General features: G+C 35.7%; 16 protein-coding genes. 9 read left to right on the top strand and 7 right to left on the bottom strand.

Going from position 1 to position 22,589, the window contains the following annotated elements:
* Positions 1–303: 303 nt before the first annotated feature.
* The 6 genes from ABD745_RS16805 (at position 304) to ABD745_RS16780 (ending at position 6,619) form a co-directional block, all read left to right on the top strand.
* Positions 304–1,329 carry a rod shape-determining protein gene (locus ABD745_RS16805; RefSeq protein ID WP_047399129.1) on the top strand — a complete coding sequence of 342 codons (1,026 nt, stop codon included), beginning with the start codon at positions 304–306 and terminating at the stop codon, positions 1,327–1,329.
* 28 nt (positions 1,330–1,357) lie between these two features.
* The gene (gene mreC / locus ABD745_RS16800) at positions 1,358–2,212 is read left to right on the top strand and encodes a rod shape-determining protein MreC (RefSeq protein WP_047399132.1); all 855 of its coding nucleotides are present in this window, start codon (positions 1,358–1,360) and stop codon (positions 2,210–2,212) included.
* A complete protein-coding gene (locus ABD745_RS16795; RefSeq protein ID WP_047399133.1) occupies positions 2,205–2,711 on the top strand; it encodes a hypothetical protein in 507 nt (168 codons plus the stop codon). The genes mreC and ABD745_RS16795 overlap by 8 nt, the downstream gene beginning before the upstream one ends.
* The gene (locus tag ABD745_RS16790) at positions 2,708–4,747 is read left to right on the top strand and encodes a peptidoglycan D,D-transpeptidase FtsI family protein (RefSeq protein WP_344832694.1); all 2,040 of its coding nucleotides are present in this window, start codon (positions 2,708–2,710) and stop codon (positions 4,745–4,747) included. Before ABD745_RS16795 ends, ABD745_RS16790 begins: the two co-directional genes overlap by 4 nt.
* Positions 4,744–5,973: a rod shape-determining protein RodA gene (gene rodA / locus ABD745_RS16785; protein WP_344832691.1), complete on the top strand. Its 1,230-nt coding sequence runs from the start codon at positions 4,744–4,746 to the stop codon at positions 5,971–5,973. Before ABD745_RS16790 ends, rodA begins: the two co-directional genes overlap by 4 nt.
* Before the next feature lie 70 nt (positions 5,974–6,043).
* On the top strand, positions 6,044–6,619 hold the full coding sequence (locus ABD745_RS16780; protein ID WP_344832688.1) for a pentapeptide repeat-containing protein: 576 nt from the start codon (positions 6,044–6,046) through the stop codon (positions 6,617–6,619).
* Between the two features lie 105 nt (positions 6,620–6,724).
* Here ABD745_RS16780 and ABD745_RS16775 read toward each other — a convergent pair whose 3' ends face one another.
* From ABD745_RS16775 to ABD745_RS16745, 7 genes are all read right to left on the bottom strand, one after another.
* On the bottom strand, positions 6,725–7,441 hold the full coding sequence (locus tag ABD745_RS16775) for a C40 family peptidase (RefSeq protein ID WP_344832686.1): 717 nt from the start codon (positions 7,439–7,441) through the stop codon (positions 6,725–6,727).
* Between the two features lie 307 nt (positions 7,442–7,748).
* The gene (locus ABD745_RS16770; RefSeq protein WP_344832682.1) at positions 7,749–8,852 is read right to left on the bottom strand and encodes an efflux RND transporter periplasmic adaptor subunit; all 1,104 of its coding nucleotides are present in this window, start codon (positions 8,850–8,852) and stop codon (positions 7,749–7,751) included.
* A 27-nt stretch (positions 8,853–8,879) separates the two neighbouring features.
* A complete protein-coding gene (locus ABD745_RS16765; RefSeq protein WP_344832678.1) occupies positions 8,880–12,149 on the bottom strand; it encodes an efflux RND transporter permease subunit in 3,270 nt (1,089 codons plus the stop codon).
* 32 nt (positions 12,150–12,181) lie between these two features.
* Complete coding sequence (locus tag ABD745_RS16760; protein WP_344832673.1) at positions 12,182–13,573, bottom strand: TolC family protein; 1,392 nt, start codon at positions 13,571–13,573, stop codon at positions 12,182–12,184.
* 80 nt (positions 13,574–13,653) lie between these two features.
* Complete coding sequence (locus ABD745_RS16755) at positions 13,654–15,006, bottom strand: sensor histidine kinase (protein WP_344832670.1); 1,353 nt, start codon at positions 15,004–15,006, stop codon at positions 13,654–13,656.
* Positions 15,003–15,695: a response regulator transcription factor gene (locus ABD745_RS16750; RefSeq protein ID WP_344832667.1), complete on the bottom strand. Its 693-nt coding sequence runs from the start codon at positions 15,693–15,695 to the stop codon at positions 15,003–15,005. Before ABD745_RS16750 ends, ABD745_RS16755 begins: the two co-directional genes overlap by 4 nt.
* Before the next feature lie 135 nt (positions 15,696–15,830).
* Positions 15,831–18,026 carry a glutamine synthetase III family protein gene (locus tag ABD745_RS16745; RefSeq protein ID WP_344832662.1) on the bottom strand — a complete coding sequence of 732 codons (2,196 nt, stop codon included), beginning with the start codon at positions 18,024–18,026 and terminating at the stop codon, positions 15,831–15,833.
* 297 nt (positions 18,027–18,323) lie between these two features.
* On the opposite strand from ABD745_RS16745, the gene ABD745_RS16740 reads away from it, so the two are divergent.
* The 3 genes from ABD745_RS16740 to ABD745_RS16730 all read left to right on the top strand — a co-directional run.
* On the top strand, positions 18,324–20,015 hold the full coding sequence (locus tag ABD745_RS16740; protein ID WP_344832659.1) for a DUF6909 family protein: 1,692 nt from the start codon (positions 18,324–18,326) through the stop codon (positions 20,013–20,015).
* Positions 20,016–20,171: 156 nt separating this feature from the next.
* Positions 20,172–20,639, top strand: a complete 468-nt coding sequence (locus ABD745_RS16735; protein WP_344832656.1) for a DUF1572 domain-containing protein — start codon at positions 20,172–20,174, stop codon at positions 20,637–20,639.
* A gap of 181 nt (positions 20,640–20,820) precedes the next feature.
* The coding region (locus ABD745_RS16730; RefSeq protein WP_344832653.1) for a M1 family metallopeptidase at positions 20,821–22,589 on the top strand (1,769 nt) is incomplete at its 3' end.

The raw sequence follows: 22,589 nt of genomic DNA, 5'->3' as shown, positions 1-22,589 counted from the left end.
TGATTGCAGAATGTGAAATTTTTAATTTAATGTTAAAGTTTTTAAGACTTAGCGGTTGATTTTAAATTCACTTATCTGCTGTTTTTTTTAATTGTAAAACTTTGATGTTCTATCTTAAGGCTTCAAACCTGTAAAAATCTTAAATCTGGTTGAAATCAAGGTCTGTAAATGCTTAATGTGAAACTTAATAAGCTATTATAAAATTTAATAAAATTTTAACCAAATTATATGCTCGTGAAATTTCTTGGGTGGTCTTAAATTTATATCTTTGTAACTCTTTAAAAAATCAGAAGTAAAAAAAGTATGAGTTTATTCGATATGTTTACGCAAGAGATTGCGATAGACCTTGGTACTGCCAACACGCTTATCATCCATAATAATAAAATTGTTATAGATCAGCCGTCAATTGTTGCGATTGAACGTTCTACGGGTAGACCGATTGCCGTAGGTGAGCAGGCAAAGCATATGCAGGGTAAAACTCACGAGGATATTAAAACGATTCGTCCGTTGAAAGATGGGGTAATTGCTGATTTCCATGCTTCTGAGCATATGATTAAAGAATTTATCAAATTAATTCCCGGAATTAAAGGTAAATTTATTCAACCTGCTTTAAGAATTGTGATCTGTATTCCTTCCGGAATTACAGAGGTTGAAAAAAGAGCGGTAAGAGATTCTGCTCAGAAAGTAAACGCTAAAGAGGTTCGATTGATTTACGAACCAATGGCTGCTGCAATCGGGGTTGGAATTGATGTACAAAAACCTGAAGGTAACATGATCATCGATATAGGTGGTGGTACTACTGAAATTGCTGTGGTTGCTTTGGGGGGCATTGTTTGTGATAAATCTGTAAAAATTGCGGGTGATGTATTTACAAACGATATTGCTTATTTCTTAAGAACTCACCACAATCTTTACATTGGAGAAAGAACTGCTGAGAGAATTAAAATCGAAGTGGGTTCTGCAGTTGAAGATCTTGACGTTGATATTGAAGATATTCCGGTACAGGGTAGAGACCTTATTACGGGTAAGCCAAAAGAAATCATGGTTGGATACAAAGAGATTGCCCGTGCATTAGACAAATCTATCATTAGAATTGAAGATGCCGTAATGGAAACTCTTTCTCTTACTCCTCCGGAATTGGCTGCTGATATTTACAAAACAGGTATTTATCTTGCTGGTGGTGGCGCATTATTGAGAGGTCTTGCAGACAGATTACACAAGAAAACCGGTCTTCCTGTATTCGTTGCAGAAGATCCGTTGAGAGCTGTAGTTCGCGGAACGGGTATCGCACTTAAGAATATGGATAAATTCAATTTCTTAATTAAATAATTTTAACTTTTTACGACTTTATATCTGAATGGGATTTTTGCTGAGATTATTTTCGAAGAACGCACTTTTTGTCTTCTTTATATTCCTGCAAATTATTGCTCTGGTTTTGATATTCTCTAAGAATGCCATGCAGAAATCGTGGATCGCAGGTCAGTCGGCTGCAGTGAATTCATGGGTTTCCGGATATATTGATGAAGGGGTTTCGTATCTTAAGCTAAAGCAGATCAATGAAGATCTTGTGACTCAAAACAAGGCTTTGATGGTTGAGCTTTATGGAAAACAAGGTGCAGCAAATCCTAAATTCAGAAAAGTTCATGATACGTTGGGAGGCGGACAAATCTATACCTTTGTAGATGGAGAGATCGTTTTCAACAGTATCAACAGAAGAAACAACTATTTTACAATAAACAGAGGTAGAAGAGACGGTGTGTTTCCGCAAATGGGAGTTATGGCTCCGAAAGGTATTGCGGGAATCGTGATCAATTCTACGGATAGTTATGCGTTGGTTCAGTCGGTTTTAAGTGTAAACAGAATCAGAATCAATGCAGCCCTTAAAAACTCAGGATATTTCGGAACATTAACGTGGAATGGAGATAATTCCAGAGTAATGCATTTGGCAGATATTCCTAAATATGTTGCTTTGAAAATCGGAGATACCGTTGTTACAGATGGTAAATCGGCGATTTTCCCTAAAGGTGTTCAGATTGGTACCATTGCGGGTTACTCAGTTGATAATAAAACAGGATTCTGGGATATCTCGGTAGAATTAAGTGAAAAAATGGGAGCTTTAAGTAAAGTTTTCGTAGTTAAAAATCTTAAAAAAGCTGAGGTTCAAAAGATTCAAGATACAATGCAAGCTGTAATAAAAAAGGAAAATGATTAGCAGGACTTTATTTACGGATATATTAATCATGATTTTTCTGGTTGCATTACAAATTTTTGTACTGAACAGGATTACTATTTTTGGTAAGTATACTCCGGTATTGTATCCTGTATTTGTAATGTTTTATCCTTTTTTCAGAAATAAATTTCAGTTTTTAGCTTTAAGTTTTCTGATCGGTTTATCGGTTGACGCGTTCCTCTTTTCATGGGGAATCAATGCTTTTGCAACAACCCTTATTGCCTATTTCAGAACCTTAATTTTCAGAACTTCTACAGATACTTCCACAGATTTTTTCTCTTTTCAGTCCCTTCAATGGGCGCAGTTTTTGCTGTTTTTATTCTCGAGTATCTTTCTACATCAGCTTTTAGTACAATATATAGAGTTCTTTAAGTTTAGTAGATTTTTTGAAATATTAGTTAATGTATTGGTAACTAGTGTAATTTCATTTATATTTATAGTTATTTACGCATTAATATTTAAAATCAAACAAAAAGTTTGAACACACGTTATTTAAAAATCTTTTCCGTTCTTGTAGTTATCGCCTTGATTTTCGTGGCGAGACTTTCTTATTTACAGTTGTTTACAGATCGTTATGCTTTAAATGCAGCCAATACTTCCATTAAAATTGAATACGTTATTCCACAAAGAGGAGTCATTTTCGATAGAAATGGAAAAATTATGGTAGGAAACCAGCCTGCTTACGAAATTTCTTTCACTCAGGCGCTGATGAAACCGGATTTTGATACGCTGGCTTTCTGTAATTTAATGAAAATCTCTAAGGCAGACTTAATTAAAAGAATCAATATTATTAAAAAAGAAAAATATTATTCTAAGCTTACTCCAATGACTTTTATGAAGGATCTGAGCAGGGAAGATATTGCAAGAGTTCAGGAGATTATATTTAAATATCCAGCATTCAGTATTGTTTCAAGACCGCAGCGTCAGTATGAAGTTTCTACTTCCGGAAACCTTTTGGGATACACGAGTGAGGTTAATGAAAGAGAGATTAAAAAAGATTCAATCTATTATTTGCCCGGAGATTTCATCGGCAAAACCGGAATTGAAAAAGCGTATGAAAAAGAACTTCGCGGGATAAAAGGAATGAAATACATTCAAAAAGATATTAAACTCCGAAATGTTGGATCTTACAAAAATGGAACGTTAGATAAAGATGTCATTACCGGAAAGGATATTACACTAACGATTGATTATGATCTTCAGAGAATGGCTGAAGAAATGATGGTGAATAAGCATGGTGCAATTGTAGCTTTAGATCCTAATAACGGAGAGGTTTTGGTTGCGGCAACAGGACCGGATATCGATCCAAACCTTTTTACAGGACCTTATAAATCTAAGAATTTATACGCTTTATCAAAAGATACTATTTACGAAAATAAACCTACTTTCGACCGTTCTTTACAGGCAGCTTATCCTCCCGGATCAACTTTTAAATTACTTACTGCTTTGTCTGCAATGCAGATGGGCGTGATGGATGAAAATACGATTTTCCCTTGTGGCGGCGGATTTAATTATAGAGGATTGAGAATTAAAGGACACGGTGGAGCAGATCCGCTGATTCCTGCGATTCAGATTTCAAGTAACTGTTATTTTTCTTATGCGTATTTAGCAATCTTGAATAAGTATCCAGGAAATCCTTCAAAAGGAGTCGATGAATGGAAAGCGATCTTGAGCAGTTTCGGTGTAGGAGAATTTTTGAATAATGACTTTGCGGTAGGAGCTAAAGGTAGAATTCCTTCAGGAGAGTTTTATGAAAAAAGAATGAAGTCTATTCTTAAAGCAAGCGGTTCAAAAAAAGATTATAAAAACTGGGATCCTTTGGCTACCGGTGCCGTATTCAACGGAATGGGGCAGGGTGACGTTATGGTTACTCCTCTTCAGTTGGCAAATTATGTCGGAGCCATTGCAAATAAAGGATGGTATTACACGCCACATATCGTAAAAGCTATCGACGGAAAACCAAATCCGGATAAAAGATTTAAAGTAAAACATAAAACTTTAGTAGATCCTAAGCATTTTGAACCTGTATTGAAGGGAATGGAAGCTGTAGTTTTGCGGGGTACTGCTCACAGTTTAAAATCAAACGATTTTACGATGTTGGCAAAAACTGGTACGGCACAGGTTCCGCAAGGAAAGGATAATTCAATTTTTGTATTGATTGCTCCTGCTGATAAACCGAAAATTGTAGTAGTTGCTGTAATGGAGCATGCCGGATTCGGTGCAACCTGGGCAGGACCTGCTGCTACCGTGATTGCTGAAAAATATATTACAGGAGATCTTAAACGTGAAAATCTTTACAAAAAAATGACGGGAGCAAGCTTTATGCCTGAATATAAAAGACAATGGATCGCAGATTTGAAGCGTAAAGGTCTTTATAAAGATCCTGCATTAGATTCCGTGAAACAAAAAAGAATTCTGGACAGCCTGAATTTCATTAAGGAACAGAAAGTAAAATTGCAGAAGCAGATAGACTTAGAAACGGAAAAAAATAAAACTACTAAACCTGTGAAGAAATGAAATGGGCAGAAGGAATAGATAAATTAGGTCTTGGACTGTATTTCATGCTTTGCGTTTTCGCAATTGCAAATATTTACAGTGTGGATCAAAAACTGGGAGAAAAGCAATTGATTTTCTTCTGTATTTCCTTATTTGTCGGACTTATTATTTTTGTAGGAAGAAGTAAGTTTTTCGAAAATATGTCGGGAATAATTTACATCGGTGGTGTGTTGCTTCTTATCGGGCTTTTCCCCTTTGGTAAAGAGATTCTAGGGCAAAAAAACTGGTATAAAGTCGGAAGTTTCACCATGCAGCCCGTGGAATTTGCCAAAATCGGAACTGCTCTGATGCTTTCCAACTATGTTTCCGGACCAGAATTTAATTTAAAAAATAAAAAATCACTTTATACAACATTAGCTATTGTAGGAATTCCTGCGGTGGTAGTTTTAGCGATTCCCGATGTGGGCTCGATGTTGGTTTTTATTGCATTTTTCATTGCTTTATATCGTGAAGGTCTAAATGGACTGTTGTTCGGTGTAGGATTCCTTTTTGCAGGGGTTTTCCTGATTTCTTTAGCCGTAAATCCTATCTATGTTGCGGGTACAATTGTTTTAATTGTCGGAGGGTGGATTGCTATGAATTATTATAAAATGTCCTGGAATGTCATTTCAATTTCAAGTATTATAGGTTCTGTGGTACTTTTGTGCGGATTGGCTTTCGGCTCACCCTATATTTTAGAAAAGCTGCCAAAACACCAGAGAGAAAGAATTGAGGTTCTTTATAAAGGTGAAAAAGCGTTCAGAGATACTTCCGGATACAATTTGTTATATTCGAAAACAGCGATCGGTTCTGGTGGACTTTTGGGTAAAGGATATCGTGAAGGTTCAGTTACACAGGGGAAATTTGTTCCGGAGCAGGAAACGGACTATATTTTTTGTACCGTAGGTGAAGAATGGGGATTTGTTGGAAGTGCTGTTTTAATTTTTTCTTACATGGTTTTTATCGGAAGGATTTATTATCTCGCAGAAAAGCAGAAAAGCAGCTTTAACCGTGTTTTCGGGTATTGTTTTGCCTCAATCCTTTTAATGCACTTTACGATCAATTTAGGAATGGTTATGGGGCTTTTCCCGACTGTTGGTATTCCGTTGCCATTCTTTAGTTATGGAGGAAGTTCGTTACTTGCCTTTTCTATGATGACTTTTATTTTCTTTAAATTGAATTATTCTGATAAGAACAGTTTAGTCTAAAATTATTCATTTCTTAATTGAAAATCTGCTCAATCAGCAGGAAGATATTTTATTAAATCATAAAAACTTTATGGAAGAAGCATACATTCTGGATCGGACTTTTGAAAACACAGGTTTTTCTCAATTCCAGAAAGGAGAGTACGAAAACTGTACTTTCCGGAATTGTAATTTTGAATATGCAGACCTTTCTTTTTTTAACTTTAATGATTGTGAGTTCATCGGATGCAATTTGACTATGGTAAAACTTCTTTCAACAGCTTTTCGTGATGTGGTTTTTACAGAATGCAAAATGTTCGGGCTTCATTTTAACGATTGCAATGAGTTTGGGGTGTCTTTCAGATTTGAGGCATGCTCACTCAACAATTCTATTTTTTATAAAACAAAAATTAAGAAAACATTATTTAAAAATTCAAAACTAATTGATGTTGATTTTGCAGAATGTGATTTATCAAATGCAGTATTCACAGGTTGCGATTTATCCGGAGCTATTTTTGAGAATACAAATCTTGAAAAAACAGATTTTAGAACGGCATTCAATTATTCTATCAATGCTTCTTTAAACAGGCTTAAAAAAGCGAAATTTTCGCTTTCTGAAGTTCATGGTCTTCTTCGTAATTTCGATATTGAAATTGATAAGAACAGCTAGCTAATTATAGAAGTTAGAGATAAGAAACTAAATCTTGGTACATATAAAAATAAAAAAACCATCAAAAATTTTGATGGTTTCATTATTTAAATCAATTATTTAAAATTAAAAACTTGTCTCGTTTGACGACGCTGGAGTCGTTGTTGCAAGGTTATTATATGCTTCTCCGTTTTCATTGATGATTCTTTTCCCAAATCTGTATTTAGGTCCCCAGTAAGAGTCATTAAGCGAAGAAATCATTACTCCTTTCGACGTCGCGGCATGGATGAATTTTACTTCACCGTCTTCAGTTACACTTTCTACGATACCTACGTGAGAAATTCTGCTACCGTGAGAGAAAAAGATCAAATCTCCTTTCTGAAGGTTTTCTTTTTCGATTCTTTCTCCTTCCTGAGACTGAGAAGCTGCTACTCTTGGTAAGCTAAGACCTGCTGCAGCACCGAAAACTGAAAGAACAAAAGCTGAACAGTCGATACCGTTTCTTGTCATTCCTCCGTATCTGTAAGGAGTTCCAAGGTATGTTTCTGCCTCAGTTAAGATACCGTCGATAGTTTTATTATGTCTGATTGATTTTGCAATCTCAGAATTTTTGATTGAATTTTTTGCATTGACTAAAGTAGCCGCCTTTTCAGCAAGAAATGAGTTGATTAATTTCTGCTTATCCTGCTCCATTTTGTTTGTTTCTAGTGAAGCTAGTTTGGCATCTGTTTTGTATTCTTTAGCGTAAGTTGCTGGTTTTGAAACTACGTAATTGGTAACACACGATTGTAACGATACAGTAGAAACAAAGGCAACTAAATAAAACAAAACTCTTTTCTTCATATATATTTGATTATCGTGTTAAATAAATAGGATAGTATTTTTCAAAAGCATTACAAAAATATGTATTCCGAGTAAAAGAGCCCCGATATGATAATTGTCAGGTTCTTTATTTAACACATTTTAACATATTATTTAAGTATGTTAAAGAAAAACAAACCGCAGCTGCCTGTTTTAGGTAAGTCTGCGGTTTTTTTTATTAAGATTCTTTAACATAATAATTATAGATTATTCCAATCAAAGGAATTTTGCAAATATTAGAGAAAGAAAATGAGTGGTAAATTTTGTTAATAAAATAATGATTCTGAGCTTATTTCAGTAGTTTAACTCTAATATTTTGCCCGTCCCGTATTTCTTCCGAAGCGTTTTTAACAATTACATCATTTATTGAAACTTGTCCGATGATAGTTGTAGTGTCTCCATTTGAAATTCCTGATGTTACAGGAACCCAATGCGCAGTATTTTTTTCAACTTTTATGACGAAAACTCCCAGTGTAGAATTTAATACGGCTGAATTTGGAACTGATAATGCTTTATTATTGTCACTTAAAGGTAAGATGACATTGGCAACCATTCCTGGTAAAAGCTTTTTATCTTTGTTATAAACGTCCATTTCCACCCATTGAGAACGAAGTTTGTTATCTAAAGCGCCTGCAAATCTTGCAACTTTAGCCGTAAAAGTCTCTCCCGGAATGGATTGAATAGAGAATTTAATATCACCGTTTTTATTTAATAATCCCGTGTAAGATTCCGGAACATTCACCACCAAACGTAATCTGTCCTGCTGAACTAAGCTGAACATCGGAAGGTCTGATCCCTTTCCTGACGGACCAACATACGCTCCCGCACTCACATTTCTCGTTGCAATATTTCCACTGAACGGTGCTCTGATCTGCAAATAATTTTTAACATCAGCTACTTCACGGTAGGATGCTTTTGCAGCTTCCAATTGAGCAAGATCTGATCTTTGCGCCGCCAAAGCCTGTTCCAGATCAAGGGCAGAAATGGTTCCGGGTGTTTTGCTGGTTTCTTTTAAACGGGCGTATTTTGCTTTGCTCGCAATGTATAATGCTTCTTTTGATTTTAAAGCTGATGAAGCGGCACTTTGCTGAGAATTTATTTCCGGAGCTTCCAATGTTGCCAGTAATTGTCCGGCTTTTACTTCATTTCCAACATCTACATATAATTTTTTAACAAAGCTGCTGACTTTAGCATACACATCAACTTTCTGGTAAGGCTGTAATTCCCCCGGAATTTTTGTTGATGATGCAAAATCTTCCTGTTTAGGATTTACCGCTTCAATGTCAGGGGAAGAAGGTTCTGATTTTTTTGCTTCCTTTTTTTCCTCGTGTCCGCAACTTTGTAAGCTGAAAACCAGTATCGTCGGAATTAGATATTTATATAATTGATTCATATTTTATTTTTAATAGCTTAAGGTTATTTATTTTACAATTTCAGGCATAAAGTGAATACTTTCTTCGTCTTCAGGATCTAGAGAAACACTTTGAGTAGTCGCTTTTCCTTGTCCCCAAGCAAATGCTAATGGAAGAATGAAAAGTGCTGCGAATGTAGAAGCAACCAATCCTCCGATTACCGCTCTTCCCAATGGTGAAACCTGATCTCCTGCTTCTCCCAATCCCAATGCCATAGGAACCATTCCCACAACCATCGCCAAAGCGGTCATTACGATCGGTCTTAACCTCAATGCTGCCGCTTCTCTGGCGGAAAGTAGTGCATTTCCGTTATGTTTTCTTAACTGTTCAGCATTCGTGATCAACAATACTGCATTAGAAATCGAAACTCCGACCGACATGATGATTCCCATGTAAGATTGAAGGTTAAGTGTTGATCCAGTAGCAATTAATAATGCTAAAGATCCGACTAAAACTGCAGGCGCTGTTGCCAAAACAACTGCAGAAACTTTGAAAGACTGGAAGTTGGCAGCCAACATCAAGAAAATCACGACAATGGCAATAACCAAACTGCTTTGTAAACTGCTTAATGTTTCATTTAAAGTCTGGCTTAAACCAATTAATTGTACATTCAAACCTCTTGGAAGTTCTCCAATATTGTCAATGACTTTTTGTACATCTGCTGAAGCGGTTCCCAAATCGGTATGATTAAGATTTGCGGTAACCGTCAAAGTCGGCATTGCTCCCAGGTTGTCGGTTTCTCCGTATGTGAAACTGTTTTTAATTGTCGCAACATCACCCAAATTCGGTCTGTTGGAGTTTTTCTGCAACGGAATTCCTGCAATTTCTTCCCTGCTGTTCATTTTATTTTCAGGAATCTGAACCTGAACGTTGTAGCTGTAACCTCCTTTTTCATCTGTCCAGATATTTTTTTCCGTAAATCTTGAAGATGATGTTGAGGCGACCAACGAACGCGAAATATCAGATACATCAACTCCCAATTGAGCCGCACGAACACGATCAATATTAATATCAAGTGAAGGATATTTAATGGACTGACCGATCTGAACGTCTCTCAAATAAGGAATCTTCTTCAGCTCTTCTTCGATTTTTTTAGCATAAGTTTCATTTACGCTTTTATCTCTTCCCGATAATCTTATTTCAATCGGAGTGGGAGAACCCTGGCTGAGAATTTTTTCCGTTAATTCTATAGGTTCGAAAGATAACTTCATTTCAGGATTAATGCTTTTTGCTTTTTCCCTGATTTTATCTTTCAGATCATCCATGTTGGTATGATAATCTTCATTTAGACCAACCTGCAAAACCGTTTCATGTGAACCAGCCATCCAAAGGTAAATCGGACTTACTGAGAAAAGAGTCGGGTGTGTTCCCACATACGCAGATGTGATGGAAACATTGTCTTTTCCGACGATTTCTTTAATTCCATCTAATAATTTTAAGGTTTCAAGCTCTGTTTTTTCAATTCTTGTTCCATCCGGAATCCTCATTCTTACCTGAAACTGACTTCCGTTAACCTGTGGTAAAACATCCCGTCCGATACTGTTTAAAAACAAAGCAACCATCCCCATCATCAATAAAATATAAGCTGAAACCAATATTTTTCGATAGGGCATAATTCTGTCTAAAAATTTCAGATACCTGAATCGTATTTTCTCAAATAAACTTACTTTTCCGTCGCGGTTGCTGTCTTCATTTTTAAGTAAAATTTCTTTTTGGCTCCAGGTATCGTTTTCATTACTTAATCCTGCTGCTTGTAATTCTTCAGAGTCTGTTAAAGTATGTCCGTCTTTTGCTTTGTGATGCTTCACTTTCATGATCCAGTTTGCCATTACCGGAACAAAAGTCTGAGCAAGAAAATAAGAAACAATCATACTAAAACCAATTGCCAAAGCTAGTGGTAAGAATAATGAGCCCGGAATTCCTCCCATTGTAAATGCCGGTGCAAAAACTGCCAAAATACAGAATAGAATCAATAATTTCGGGAAAGCAATTTCTTTACAGGCATCCCAGACGGCGAGGGATTTGGGTTTGCCCATATCCAGATGCTGGTGAATATTTTCTATGGTAACGGTACTTTCGTCGACGAGAATCCCGATGGCGAGGGCAAGCCCGCTCAACGTCATGATATTAATGGTCTGCCCGAAAAGGTTTAAAAATAAAACTGCTGAAATAATGGAAGTAGGAATCGTGAGAATTACAATCAACGCTCCTCTGATGTCTCCAAGGAATAAAATCACCATCAATCCTGTGAGTATCGCTCCGATAGTTCCTTCACTCAATAAACTTTTAACGGAGTTAATTACATAAGTTGACTGGTCAAATTCAAAACTCACTTTCACATCATCCGGAAGATTGGATTGAATTTGAGGTAACTGTTTTTTCAAATTCTGAACCACATCCCAGGTCGAAGCATCGGCACTTTTAGCAATACTCAAATAAACCGAACGACGACCGTTGACCAAAGCATACCCCGAAGTCATATCGGCTCCGTCGGTTACCGTCGCGACATCTCTTAAATAAAGATTCTGAACACTGCCTTTAAACAAAGGAATATTTTCAAAATCTTTCACATTTTTAATCATCGTATTGGTTGGAGTGATGTAATATTTATCTCCGATTCGTACATTTCCGGAAGGTGCAGTCTGGTTATTCAAACGTAAAGCTTCTACGAGCTGATCGGGTGTCATATTATGCTGACGGAGCAAGTCCGGATTGGCATTGATAACAACCGTACGAATATTTCCACCAAAAGGCGGCGAAGAAACAATCCCGGGAATTGATGTAAATGTCGATCGCACATACACATTCGCGAGATCGAGCAATTCGTTGTTTGATCTTTTATCACTGCTTAAAACAAGCTGACCAACCGGAAGGGTAGAAGCATCGAAACGGATGATAAAAGGAGGATTGGAACCCGGCGGAAAAGCAGCCTGAATTCTGGTCGAGAATGAGTTAAGTTCTGCGGCGGCTTGTGCCATATTGGTCCCGGGATAGAAATTAATTTTCATTAACGTCAGTCCCTGAATATTTTTGGTTTCAATACTTTTAATTCCGTTTACGAAAAGGAAAATATTGATGTATTGTTTGGCGAAAAATGCTTCCATCTGTTGCGGTGTATATCCGCTGAAAGGGTGGGAAACATAGATCACCGGTAAATCCAGCTTTGGGAAAATATCGACTTTAATAGAGTTCATAGACCGTATTCCGAAGAAAAAAAGTCCCGCAACAAGTACTAAAATCGTAATGGGTTTTCTTAATGCAAATCTTATTAAGTTCATTGAGATAATATTGATTATAGTTTATACTAATCTTACAATTCGTTTTCAAAAACAGTAAAATCACCTGTCGCTGCAGCTTTTAACAATAAAGCATTCCAGACGTTGCTGATGGCGATGTCTCTGTCGGTTTCGGCTCTTACCAAAGCGTAAATGGCTTGTGATAAATCCACCAAATCCGTCAAGCCGTTTTTGTATAAAACCGATCTTTGGATGTAGGCGTCATTGGCAGATTTCAACTGAACAGGAACCTGATCATAAACAGTAATAGCATTTTTCCATTTGTTTTCGGATAAATCCAATTGGGCTTTTAATTGCTGTTCGGCAAGATCATATTCATGTTTCAAACCTTGGCTTACATAATCCTGAGCGCTGATTTCTTTTGATAATCGATAGGTTTGGGTAAAATTCCATGAAACGCCAAGTCCCACCAGATAATTGCTTCTTGTCGGGTGAATTCCGTCCCAGTAAGACGTTGAAAAATCACTTTGATTCTGTGCGTAACCGTTTCCAAAACCCGAACCTCTCGTTTGGAAAATACCAACCATCGAAAATGATGGATAATATTGCGTTTTCAGAAATTGTTTTTCCTGTTCGCTTACATTGATTCTGCTTTTGTATAAAGCCAATAAAGGGTGACTTTCCAAAGAAGAATTTGCTTCAGTCGGAAAATCTGTAGGAATTCTTTTCAATAAAGCACTGTCGAGTACAAATTCCTGAGATGGAATTCCTAATAACTGAGCCAATTTATTTTCCTGTTCCTGTTCGTTGTCTTTTGCTTTGGTATAAGTGATCATTGCATTGGCATAATCGGCTTTTGCAAGAGATAAATCCACTCCGGGAACAATGCCGTTTCTTTCTTTTACCTCAACAATCCTTCTGATCGTATCAGTTCTTCCGAGGTTTCTGGCGTAAGAAAGCTTTAATTTTTTAGCAGCTAAAACATTAAGATAAGCGGCAGCAACTTTCACTTTGTGCTGGAAAATCTCATCAGACAAGTCTTTTGTATCTCTCAGATTTTTAGATTCTGCGACTTTTACCCTTTGTCTGGCTTTTCCGAAAGAGAAAAATTCCCAGTTGACATTGGCTAAATACAGAGCCCCAAAAGAAGCATTCCAGTTTTGATCGGGAAGAGGAAGTCCCGAAGAAGCAACTCCGTAGCCTCCAAATCCGTACAAAGGACCGTTTTGTCCGTTCACCGTTCCGTAATCCTGTTGCAGACTGATGTTGAGGTTGGGCAGATATTGCCGTTTTGCCAGTTCTATCGATTCCTGTGAAGATAATCGGTAAGATTCTTTGGCTTTAATGGTTCCGTAATTTTGAACAGCAGTTTCCAGTGCAGATTGCAGGGTGAGAACTTCCTGAGCTTTCGCTGTGTTGACAAAAAAAACGGATGATAAGGCGAGAATAAAAATTCTTGAAAGCATCTAACGTATTTTTCTTTTTTCAAAGTAAAAAATACATTTTGAAGCAAATTTGAAGTTAAAAATAATAATGTAATTTGCTTTTAATCAACAAAATTTACGAATTGTTCTACGCTTTCGAATTCAATATTTTTTTCCTTTGAAGCCTTTTCAGAAAATGTTGGTTCGTGAACCTCATCATTATCAAAATAGATCGTAATACTATGCCATCCATCCGCAAAATCGTAATGCACGGCAAACTCATTGACTTCGCAGATTTGTTTCACGATGGAAAGCCCAAGCCCGATACTTTCGTGGGACTGATTACTTTTTTTAAATCTTTTAAACAATTCCTGTGTCGGAACATCAGGCGGTAATCCGGTGTTGCTGATCTGGAAATAATTTTGCTTTAAATTAATTTCAATTTTTCCGCCTTCCAGATTATGTCGGATGGCATTTGAAAGAAGATTACTCAATAAAATTTCAGCTAAAGCAGGATGAATTTTAACAAAAACATTTTTTTCGCAATTTCTGTTTAAAGTAATATTTTTTAAAGCCAAATGATCGGCATACATACATAATGCTTCCTTTTCGACGGTACAGAATTTCAGGTCTTTATTAGTCAGAAATTCATTGTTATTTAATTTAGTTAAAAGAATTAAAGAACGGTTGATCCGGCTTAATTTATCAATGGAATTTTGAATGTCTGTTAATAAAATCGCTTGATTTTCATTGATTTCAGTTTCTGCTAACAATTCAATTTTACTTTGAATAATCGCTAAAGGAGTTTGAACTTCGTGCGAAGCATTTTCTGTAAATTCTTTCACAGAAGCGTAATCTTCTAAAGCTTTATCGGTTGTTATTTTTAGGAATTCATTTAATTTTTTGAACTCTTTTGTACTTGTTGGCAATAGCTGCAGTCTTTCTTTTTTCTGGATACTGAATTGTTGAAGTGAATCAATTGCGTGATTAAAAGGTTTTAATATAAATTTAGATAAAATTCTTGCCGTGATAAAAACGATGGTGGTAATTAATAATAATTTCCAGAAAAGAGCAATCAGCATTCCGCCCATAATTTGCTGTGTGGCGGTGACGTAATTATATGAAGAAATTTTGTAGACTTTATTATTTACAGTCGCAAAAGAATTGATCTGGATTTTGCATTCATTCTTTGAAATACCTTTGTCTTCAAGGCAGGTATGAATGATTTCCGGTTCTGCAGGAGCATTTTTTCCATTAAATAAACTTACGGAAATAGGTAATCCCTGAGATGTTTTTGCTGGAGTTTCTCCTTTTTTTATTTGAGAAATGACGTAATTGTTGACAGACTTCAGTCTTTCAATTTCTACATTATCAAGCCTTTTTTTGATGCTTGTGTATGAAATGTACATACTTACAGGAGTGACGAGCAATACAATGGCAATAAACCAGACTGATATTTTATTCAATAAATTCATGAACCACTATATTTTAAAGCATTAAACTTGTAGCCCAATCCGTAGATCGTTTCGATGTAGTCATTTCCTTGGGCGGCTCCGATTTTTTTTCTGAGATTTTTAACGTGTTGATAAACAAAATCAAAATTAGCCAAATTATCTGTATAATCACCCCAAAGATGGTTGGCGATAGACTGTTTCGATAATACACGGTTTTTATTCACCAGAAAATAAAGCATTAATTCAAATTCTTTTTGGGTGACTTCCAATCTTGTTTCGTGGATGACGACTTCATAAGTGTCAGTATTTAAAATAATTTCATTGAATTTCACTTCGCTGTAGCCATCCATTTTTTTTCTTCGGTAAACGGCTCTCAATCTGGCATGTAATTCCGGTAAATGAAAAGGTTTTGTAATGTAATCGTCGGCGCCTTTTTCAAGCCCGTTGATTTTATCATCTAAGGCATTTTTAGCAGAAATAATGAGAATTCCGCTGTTGATTTTTTCGGTTTTAATATAATTTAAAATATTCAATCCGTTTCCGTCGGGCAACATAATATCAAGCAGAATACAGTCGTAAGAATTGAAATTCAATCTTTCCAGAGCTTCATTGTATGTAAAGACACATTCGCATATATAGTTCTCGCCTTCAAGGTAATATTCCATACTTTGAGCGAGCTCTTTATTGTCTTCTATGATCAGGATTTTCATAATTAGAGCAAAAATAAAATTAAATTTTGTATCAATTTTGAAGTTGTGGAAGTCTTTGTCTATTAATATTTTAAGTAAAATAAAAAACTCCCCGATAAATCGAGGAGTTTCACTAATATGGAACTTTACAAAATGTTACTTTGTAAATAACATTTCTCTGTATTTCGTCAATGGCCAAAGTTCATCATCAACCATCATTTCCAGGTCATCAGAAGCTTCTCTGATGGCATCAAATAATGGGATTACCTTGGTGCAGTAGTCTTCTGCCTGCGTTTGACTTTCTGTTACTGCTTTTGCAGCTTCTCTTGCTTTGATAAGATCTTCAACGCCTAATTTAATTTTAGATACATTTTCAGAAATATTAGTGATTAAGCTCATTTGCTCTTTCGCTAATGTTTTGAATTCTTTTTCTCCGAAAATATCTTTAAGACCTCTTACGTTTTCTATCAGTCTGTTCTGATAATTTAAAGCGGAAGGAATAATGTGGTTTCTTGCGATATCACTTAAAACTCTTGCTTCAATGTCAATAACCGTAGAATATTTTTCTAATTTGATTTCGTTTCTAGCTTCAACTTCTCTGTGAGTGAAAATTCCCATTTCTTCATAAAGAGCTAAGAATTTCTCATCCATTTCCTGCTTAAGAGCTTCAGGAGTTGTTTTTAGATTATTTAAACCTCTTTTTTCAGCTTCTAAAGCCCAGTCATCAGAATATCCGTCTCCTTCAAACATGATGTTTTTACACTGCTTGATGTATTCTCTCAATACATTGAAGATTGCTTCATCTTTCTTAAGACCTGTTTCAATTAAAGCATCAACTTCTTTTTTGAAATCACCCAACTGTTTTGCAGCAATCGTGTTCATTACCGTCATAGATTCTGCACAGTTTGCAGAAGATCCAACCGCTCTGATCTCAAATTTATTTCCTGTAAATGCAAACGGAGAAGTTCTGTTTCTGTCAGTGTTGTCCAACAAAATTTCAGGGATTTTTCCAACTACATTTAATTTTAAATCTGTTTTTTCGTCCGGTGAAAGTTTTCCTTCCGTTACTTTTTCCAATTCTTCCAACACTCTGAACAACTGACTTCCGATAAATACAGAAATAATTGCTGGCGGAGCTTCGTTTGCACCTAATCTGTGGTCGTTGCTTGCAGATGCAATACTTGCTCTTAAAAGGTCAGCATATTCATGAACTGCTTTAATAGTGTTAACAAAGAATGTTAGGAACTGTAAGTTTTTCTTAGGGTTTTTTCCCGGGCTTAATAAGTTTTCGCCTGTATCTGTTGCTAAAGACCAGTTGTTGTGCTTTCCGCTTCCATTTACTCCTGCGAATGGTTTTTCGTGGAATAAAATATGGAAATGGTGTCTGTGAGCGATTCTTGCCATAACGTCCATCAACAAAGAGTTGTGATCTACCGCAACGTTTACTTCTTCAAACATCGGAGCAAGCTCGAATTGGTTTGGAGCCACCTCGTTGTGTCTTGTTGTTACAGGAATTCCCAGTTTCATACATTCAACTTCCAACTCTTTCATGAAGTTCATGACTCTTGTAGGAATTGAACCGAAATAGTGGTCATCCAATTGTTGTCCTTTTGCAGGAGAATGTCCTAATAAAGTTTTACCTGTTAAAACTAAATCCGGACGAGATTGATACAATGCAGAATCAACCAAGAAATATTCTTGCTCCCAACCTAAAGTAGGAGTTACTTTTGTTACATTTTTGTCAAAATACTGCATTACGTTTGTTGCAGCTTCGTCTACGGCGTTCAAAGCTCTTAAAAGAGGTGCTTTATAATCTAAAGTTTCCCCTGTATAAGAGATGAAAATAGAAGGAATACACAATGTAGTTCCCATAATGAATGCCGGAGAAGTAGGATCCCAAGCTGTATAGCCTCTAGCTTCGAAAGTGTTTCTGATACCACCGTTCGGGAAAGAAGATGCGTCCGGCTCTTGCTGAATCAATAAGTTTCCGCTGAATCTTTCAATTGCTCTTCCTCCTTCGATTGGAGTGAAAAAAGAATCGTGTTTTTCTGCAGTGCTCCCTGTTAAAGGCTGAAACCAGTGTGTGTAGTGAGTCACTCCTTTGCTCATTGCCCAGTCTTTCATTGCGACAGCTACCTGATCTGCAATGTGTCTTTGGATTTTAGTTCCTTTTTTCATCGCATCCAAAATAGATTGGAATGCTTCTTTCGTTAAATATTCTCTCATTGTTTCTTCTGAGAAAACATTTTGACAGAATAATTCTGATAATTTTACAGGAACTTCAACCGAGTTATCTCTTCTAAAGTCCTTGAATGGTAAAGTTTCTAACGCTTTGAATCTTAAAGTTGACATATTAGGTTTAATTTTACGGTGCAAATTTACAAAAAAAATGAATCAAAAATATTTTTACCCTAAAAATTTAAGGGGTAGTTTTTATTTTAAATAAATTTTAAACAATGATTTGAATTTTTAGAGGGGTGTTTTGATTTAATGATTGAAAATATAGGTCTAATATTATCTAAATATTAAATCAGGAACACATTTTACAGAGGTTAATTTACGAATTTAAATATTATGTTAAATTACTTGTTAAAAGATACTTAAAATAAGTTGAGCGGAGATTTTGTATATTTGTGTGAAATTTATTTTATGACAAATTCTAGAGCAAGAGAAACAACGGAAGCAATTGAAAGATTGTATATTTCTATGAGACACCTCTTTTACAGAGGTTTTTTTAAACCTGCCGGTGTTTCTGGAGAGAGTATCAGAAGTTTGTTGAAGACGATCAATCCGGAGATTTATGGAACGATGAATATTCCAAGCAAATTGGAATTGGATGGTTTGATGTATGTTTTAGACAGGCTTCCGGAGGGAATTGAAGAATGCGCTTTTATTCATCTTACATCGGATGAGGGTTTTGATAAAGGAAGTTTCGAACCAATTGTACCTAAAAAGAGAAGAAGAAACTGTTACAGAATCGATGAACACCAGATGAATATTGAAGTTCTTTTGGGACGTTCGGAAATTTATGATATTCTTACTCACCTTACATTTTTATTTATAGAAGCAGATAAAGTTAGAAATCTGGCTTTCATCCAGGATGAAAACTGGAAACCAACGCGTGCTTTTAAAATCATTGAAGAAGTAGTAAAAGGTGAAAAAAAATTCAGCAGAAAAGAAAAAGAAGTTGCTTTGATTCATTTATCTTCTTTAATAGGAAGAACTTTTGAAGAAACATTGAATGCTTACAATACTTTCGGAGACGATAACAATCCTGACCGTTTATTTAAAATCATCTACAACTTAGGGAAAGTAAGTCTTGAAGATGCAAAACAGACGAGAGAAAGAGAAATTCATTTCAGTGCTATATTAAAGGAAAGAGTAGGACATCACTATTTTGGTGAAAAGTGGGCAAACAAAGTGAAAGAAGTTTTATTTGAAAATGATCTTCACATGCGTCCGTTGCATATTATTTCTGCCAATATGCACTCAGTGAAAAATATGCTGTACGCGAATGACGCTTTAAAGAAAAAAGATCCTAAAGAAGTAGATTACAAATTATACGGAGATATTTCTGATAAAAAAGAACTTCGTGACAAGGTTTCTAAATACGCGCTTGAAGAAGGACTGATCTATATTAATGATAAAAGCGGAAGTAATATTGATGTTCAGATCATTGATTTAAGCAAAACCAATCTTAAAAATACACCTTTCGGGCATCTGAAATATGACGGAGACGATGTTATCATGGTCTTTGATTATGCTTTCGGTGAACAGGCTTATGAAGTAATGGATGAATTGCTGAGACCTTTTGAACAGAAAGAAGAGGTATACATGATGAAAGTGAAATCTGTTTCTATTATGGGTAAAGCAGGAATTCTTGCAGGAGGAAAAGGAGACATTATGATTCCTACCGCCCATATTTTTGAAGGTACAGCTGATAATTATCCTTTTGAAAATGCTTTGAAACTGGATGATTTTATAGATGATGAATTAAGAGCTTTCGAAGGACCGATGATTACGGTGTTGGGAACTTCGCTTCAAAACAGAGATATTCTTTCTTATTTTATGAACACTTCATGGAAAGCAATAGGACTGGAAATGGAAGGTGCACATTACCAAAAAGCTATTCAGGTGGCATCTAAAATCAGACATCATATTGCACCGGATTTATTTGTTTGTTATGCATATTATGCTTCAGATAATCCGCTTGAAACGGGAAGTACGCTTTCCTCAGGAGGTTTAGGTCTTACAGGGGTTAAACCAACCTATCTGATAACGTTGAGAATTCTTGAAAAGATTTTACAAAGCGGTAAAAAAGAAGTTTCTTCTAAAAAATAATTTTTTTAATTGTAATTAAGAGTTTAATCCTTCAAGGTTTCTGAAACCCTGAAGGATTTTTTATTTTCTGCTAAATCTGTAAAATCCATTGGAAAAATTCAAAATATCGGTGAGAATAAAAATAATTATCTTTAAAATCATAAAAAATTAAAAACAATGAGTTCAGTTTTACAATTAACAAAAAGATTCAAGGAAGTTTTGCTTGACGGGCTTTGGATTGCCAATACCAATTTTAAAGATCAGCTTAAAGATGTTACTTTCGAACAGGCTACAACAAAAGTGGGTTCCTTGAATACTATTGCTATGCTTACTTTCCATATTGATTATTATATTGCGGGATTAATAAACGTTTTTAAAGGCGGCAATTTGGAAATCAGAGACAAATACAGTTTCGACCTTCCTCCAATTGAATATCAGGAACAATGGGACGAACTTTTAAACAAACTTTGGAATGATGCTGAAAAATTTGCAATCTTATTAGAACAAATGCCCGATTCAAAAATGAACGAAGTTTTTGTAGATGAAAAATATGGAACTTATCTGAGGAATATTGATGGAATGATCGAACATTCTTATTATCATTTGGGGCAGATTACTTTGATTAAAAAACTGTTGATGAAGTAAATTCATGCAGATTAAGCAAATTTCGAATATGTTTAAATTTAAAAATCTATGTAATCTGTGAGGAAAAATTTAACAATCAAAATAATTTTAATCTAAAACTATTATAAACAAAACCTCATCAAACCTTCACAATTTGAGGCTTTTATTTTAATTACTTATCTTTAAAAAAATAAAATTTTAAATGAAAAAATCGGTTGCAATCCTATTTGCATTTATCATTTCTCAGTTTCAGGCTCAGCAAGGAGCTTATTATCAGCAGAGTGCTAAGTACAAAATGGACATTGATGTGAATGCAGAAAAATTTACTTACCAGGGAAATCAGACGTTAGAATACACCAATAATTCACCAGACGAACTGAACGTTGTCTATTTTCATTTGTATTGGAATGCTTTTAAACCCAATTCCATGATGGATCAAAGGGTTGCCGGACAAGGAAAAAATGGTGATTCAAGATTGCAGAAAGACGGAGTTTCAAGATTGGCTTCGATTCCGAAAGATGAAGAAGGAGCACAAAATATTCACTGGATCAAACAAAATGGCAAGACTTTAAAGTTTGAAGTTCAGGAAACTGTTATGAAGGTATATCTAGCGGAGCCAATTAAACCAAACTCAACAACAACTTTTACAATGGATTGGGATGCTGTAATACCTCAGCAAATCAGAAGAAGTGGTAGAAACAACAGGGAAGGTGTTGATATGACGATGACACAATGGTATCCGAAAATTGCAGAATACGATTATGACGGTTGGGCAACTTTCGACTATATCGGAAGAGAATTTCATGCACCATTCTCAGATTTTGATGTTACCATTAAAATCAATAAAGATTATGTGATTGGAGCGGGAGGAATTCTTGAAAATCCAACAGAAGTAAAAGGTTATGATACCAATGCAAAAATTAAAGCCGAAAAAAATAAAGCAACATGGAGATGGACTGCAAAAAACATTTTGGATTTTGCGTGGGCAGCCGACAGAGATTATATTGTAAAAAGCTTTGATGTTCCGGAAGGTCCGAAAGTTTTCTTGGTGTATCAGAATAATGACAAAACGAAAGTTTGGGAGCAGGCTCAACCTTATGTTACAAAATACTATCAGTTGATGAATGCCCATTTCGGGAAGTATGTTTATCCGACTTATGCTTTTATTCAAGGTGGAGACGGCGGAATGGAATACGGAATGTGCACCATGATTTTAGGAGAAGCTAAAAATATTGAAGGTTTAATGGGTTTAATGGCTCACGAAGGCGCTCATTCATGGTATCAGCAAATGTTGGCAACAAATGAACCGATGCGTCCGTGGATGGATGAAGGATTCACAAGTTATGCCGAAGGATATGTCATGAATCAGCTGTTTCCTCCAAAACAGGAACTGCCAAATCCGTTTGCAAACTCTGTAAATGCTTATAGAAATTTCGTTAAAAAAGGAATTGAAGAACCTGCAATCTGGTTAGGAGATCATCACGACAACGGAACTTCTTACACCTATGCTTCTTATGTAAAAGGAGAATTGTACTTAGTTGAATTAGGTTACATCATGGGAGAGCAAAATTTAGCCGAAACCTTGAAACAATATTATGATCAATGGAGTATGAAGCATCCATCTGACAGGGATTTCCTGCATATTGCTCAAAAAGTTTCGGGGATGGATCTGAAATGGTTCCAGAATTACTGGATCAATACTACAAAAATGATCGATTACGCAATTAAAGATGTGAAATATGATGCAAAATCTACAACCATCACATTGATGAATAACGGACAGGTTCCGATGCCGATTGATTTTAGTGTAATTACTAAGGATAAAAAAATAGTAAATTATCAGATTCCGATGAATATGACCCATACATGGAAAGAAAAAGATGCGTATGGTGATTTTAAAACAATGCCTTACTGGCCTTGGACTCAAAAAGAATATACAATTACGGTTCCTTATAAAAAAGATCAGTTGTC

Source organism: Chryseobacterium ginsenosidimutans (assembly GCF_039536845.1).
Taxonomy (GTDB): Bacteria; Bacteroidota; Bacteroidia; order Flavobacteriales; family Weeksellaceae; genus Chryseobacterium; species Chryseobacterium ginsenosidimutans_B.
This window is presented reverse-complemented; position numbering and strand designations above follow the sequence as displayed.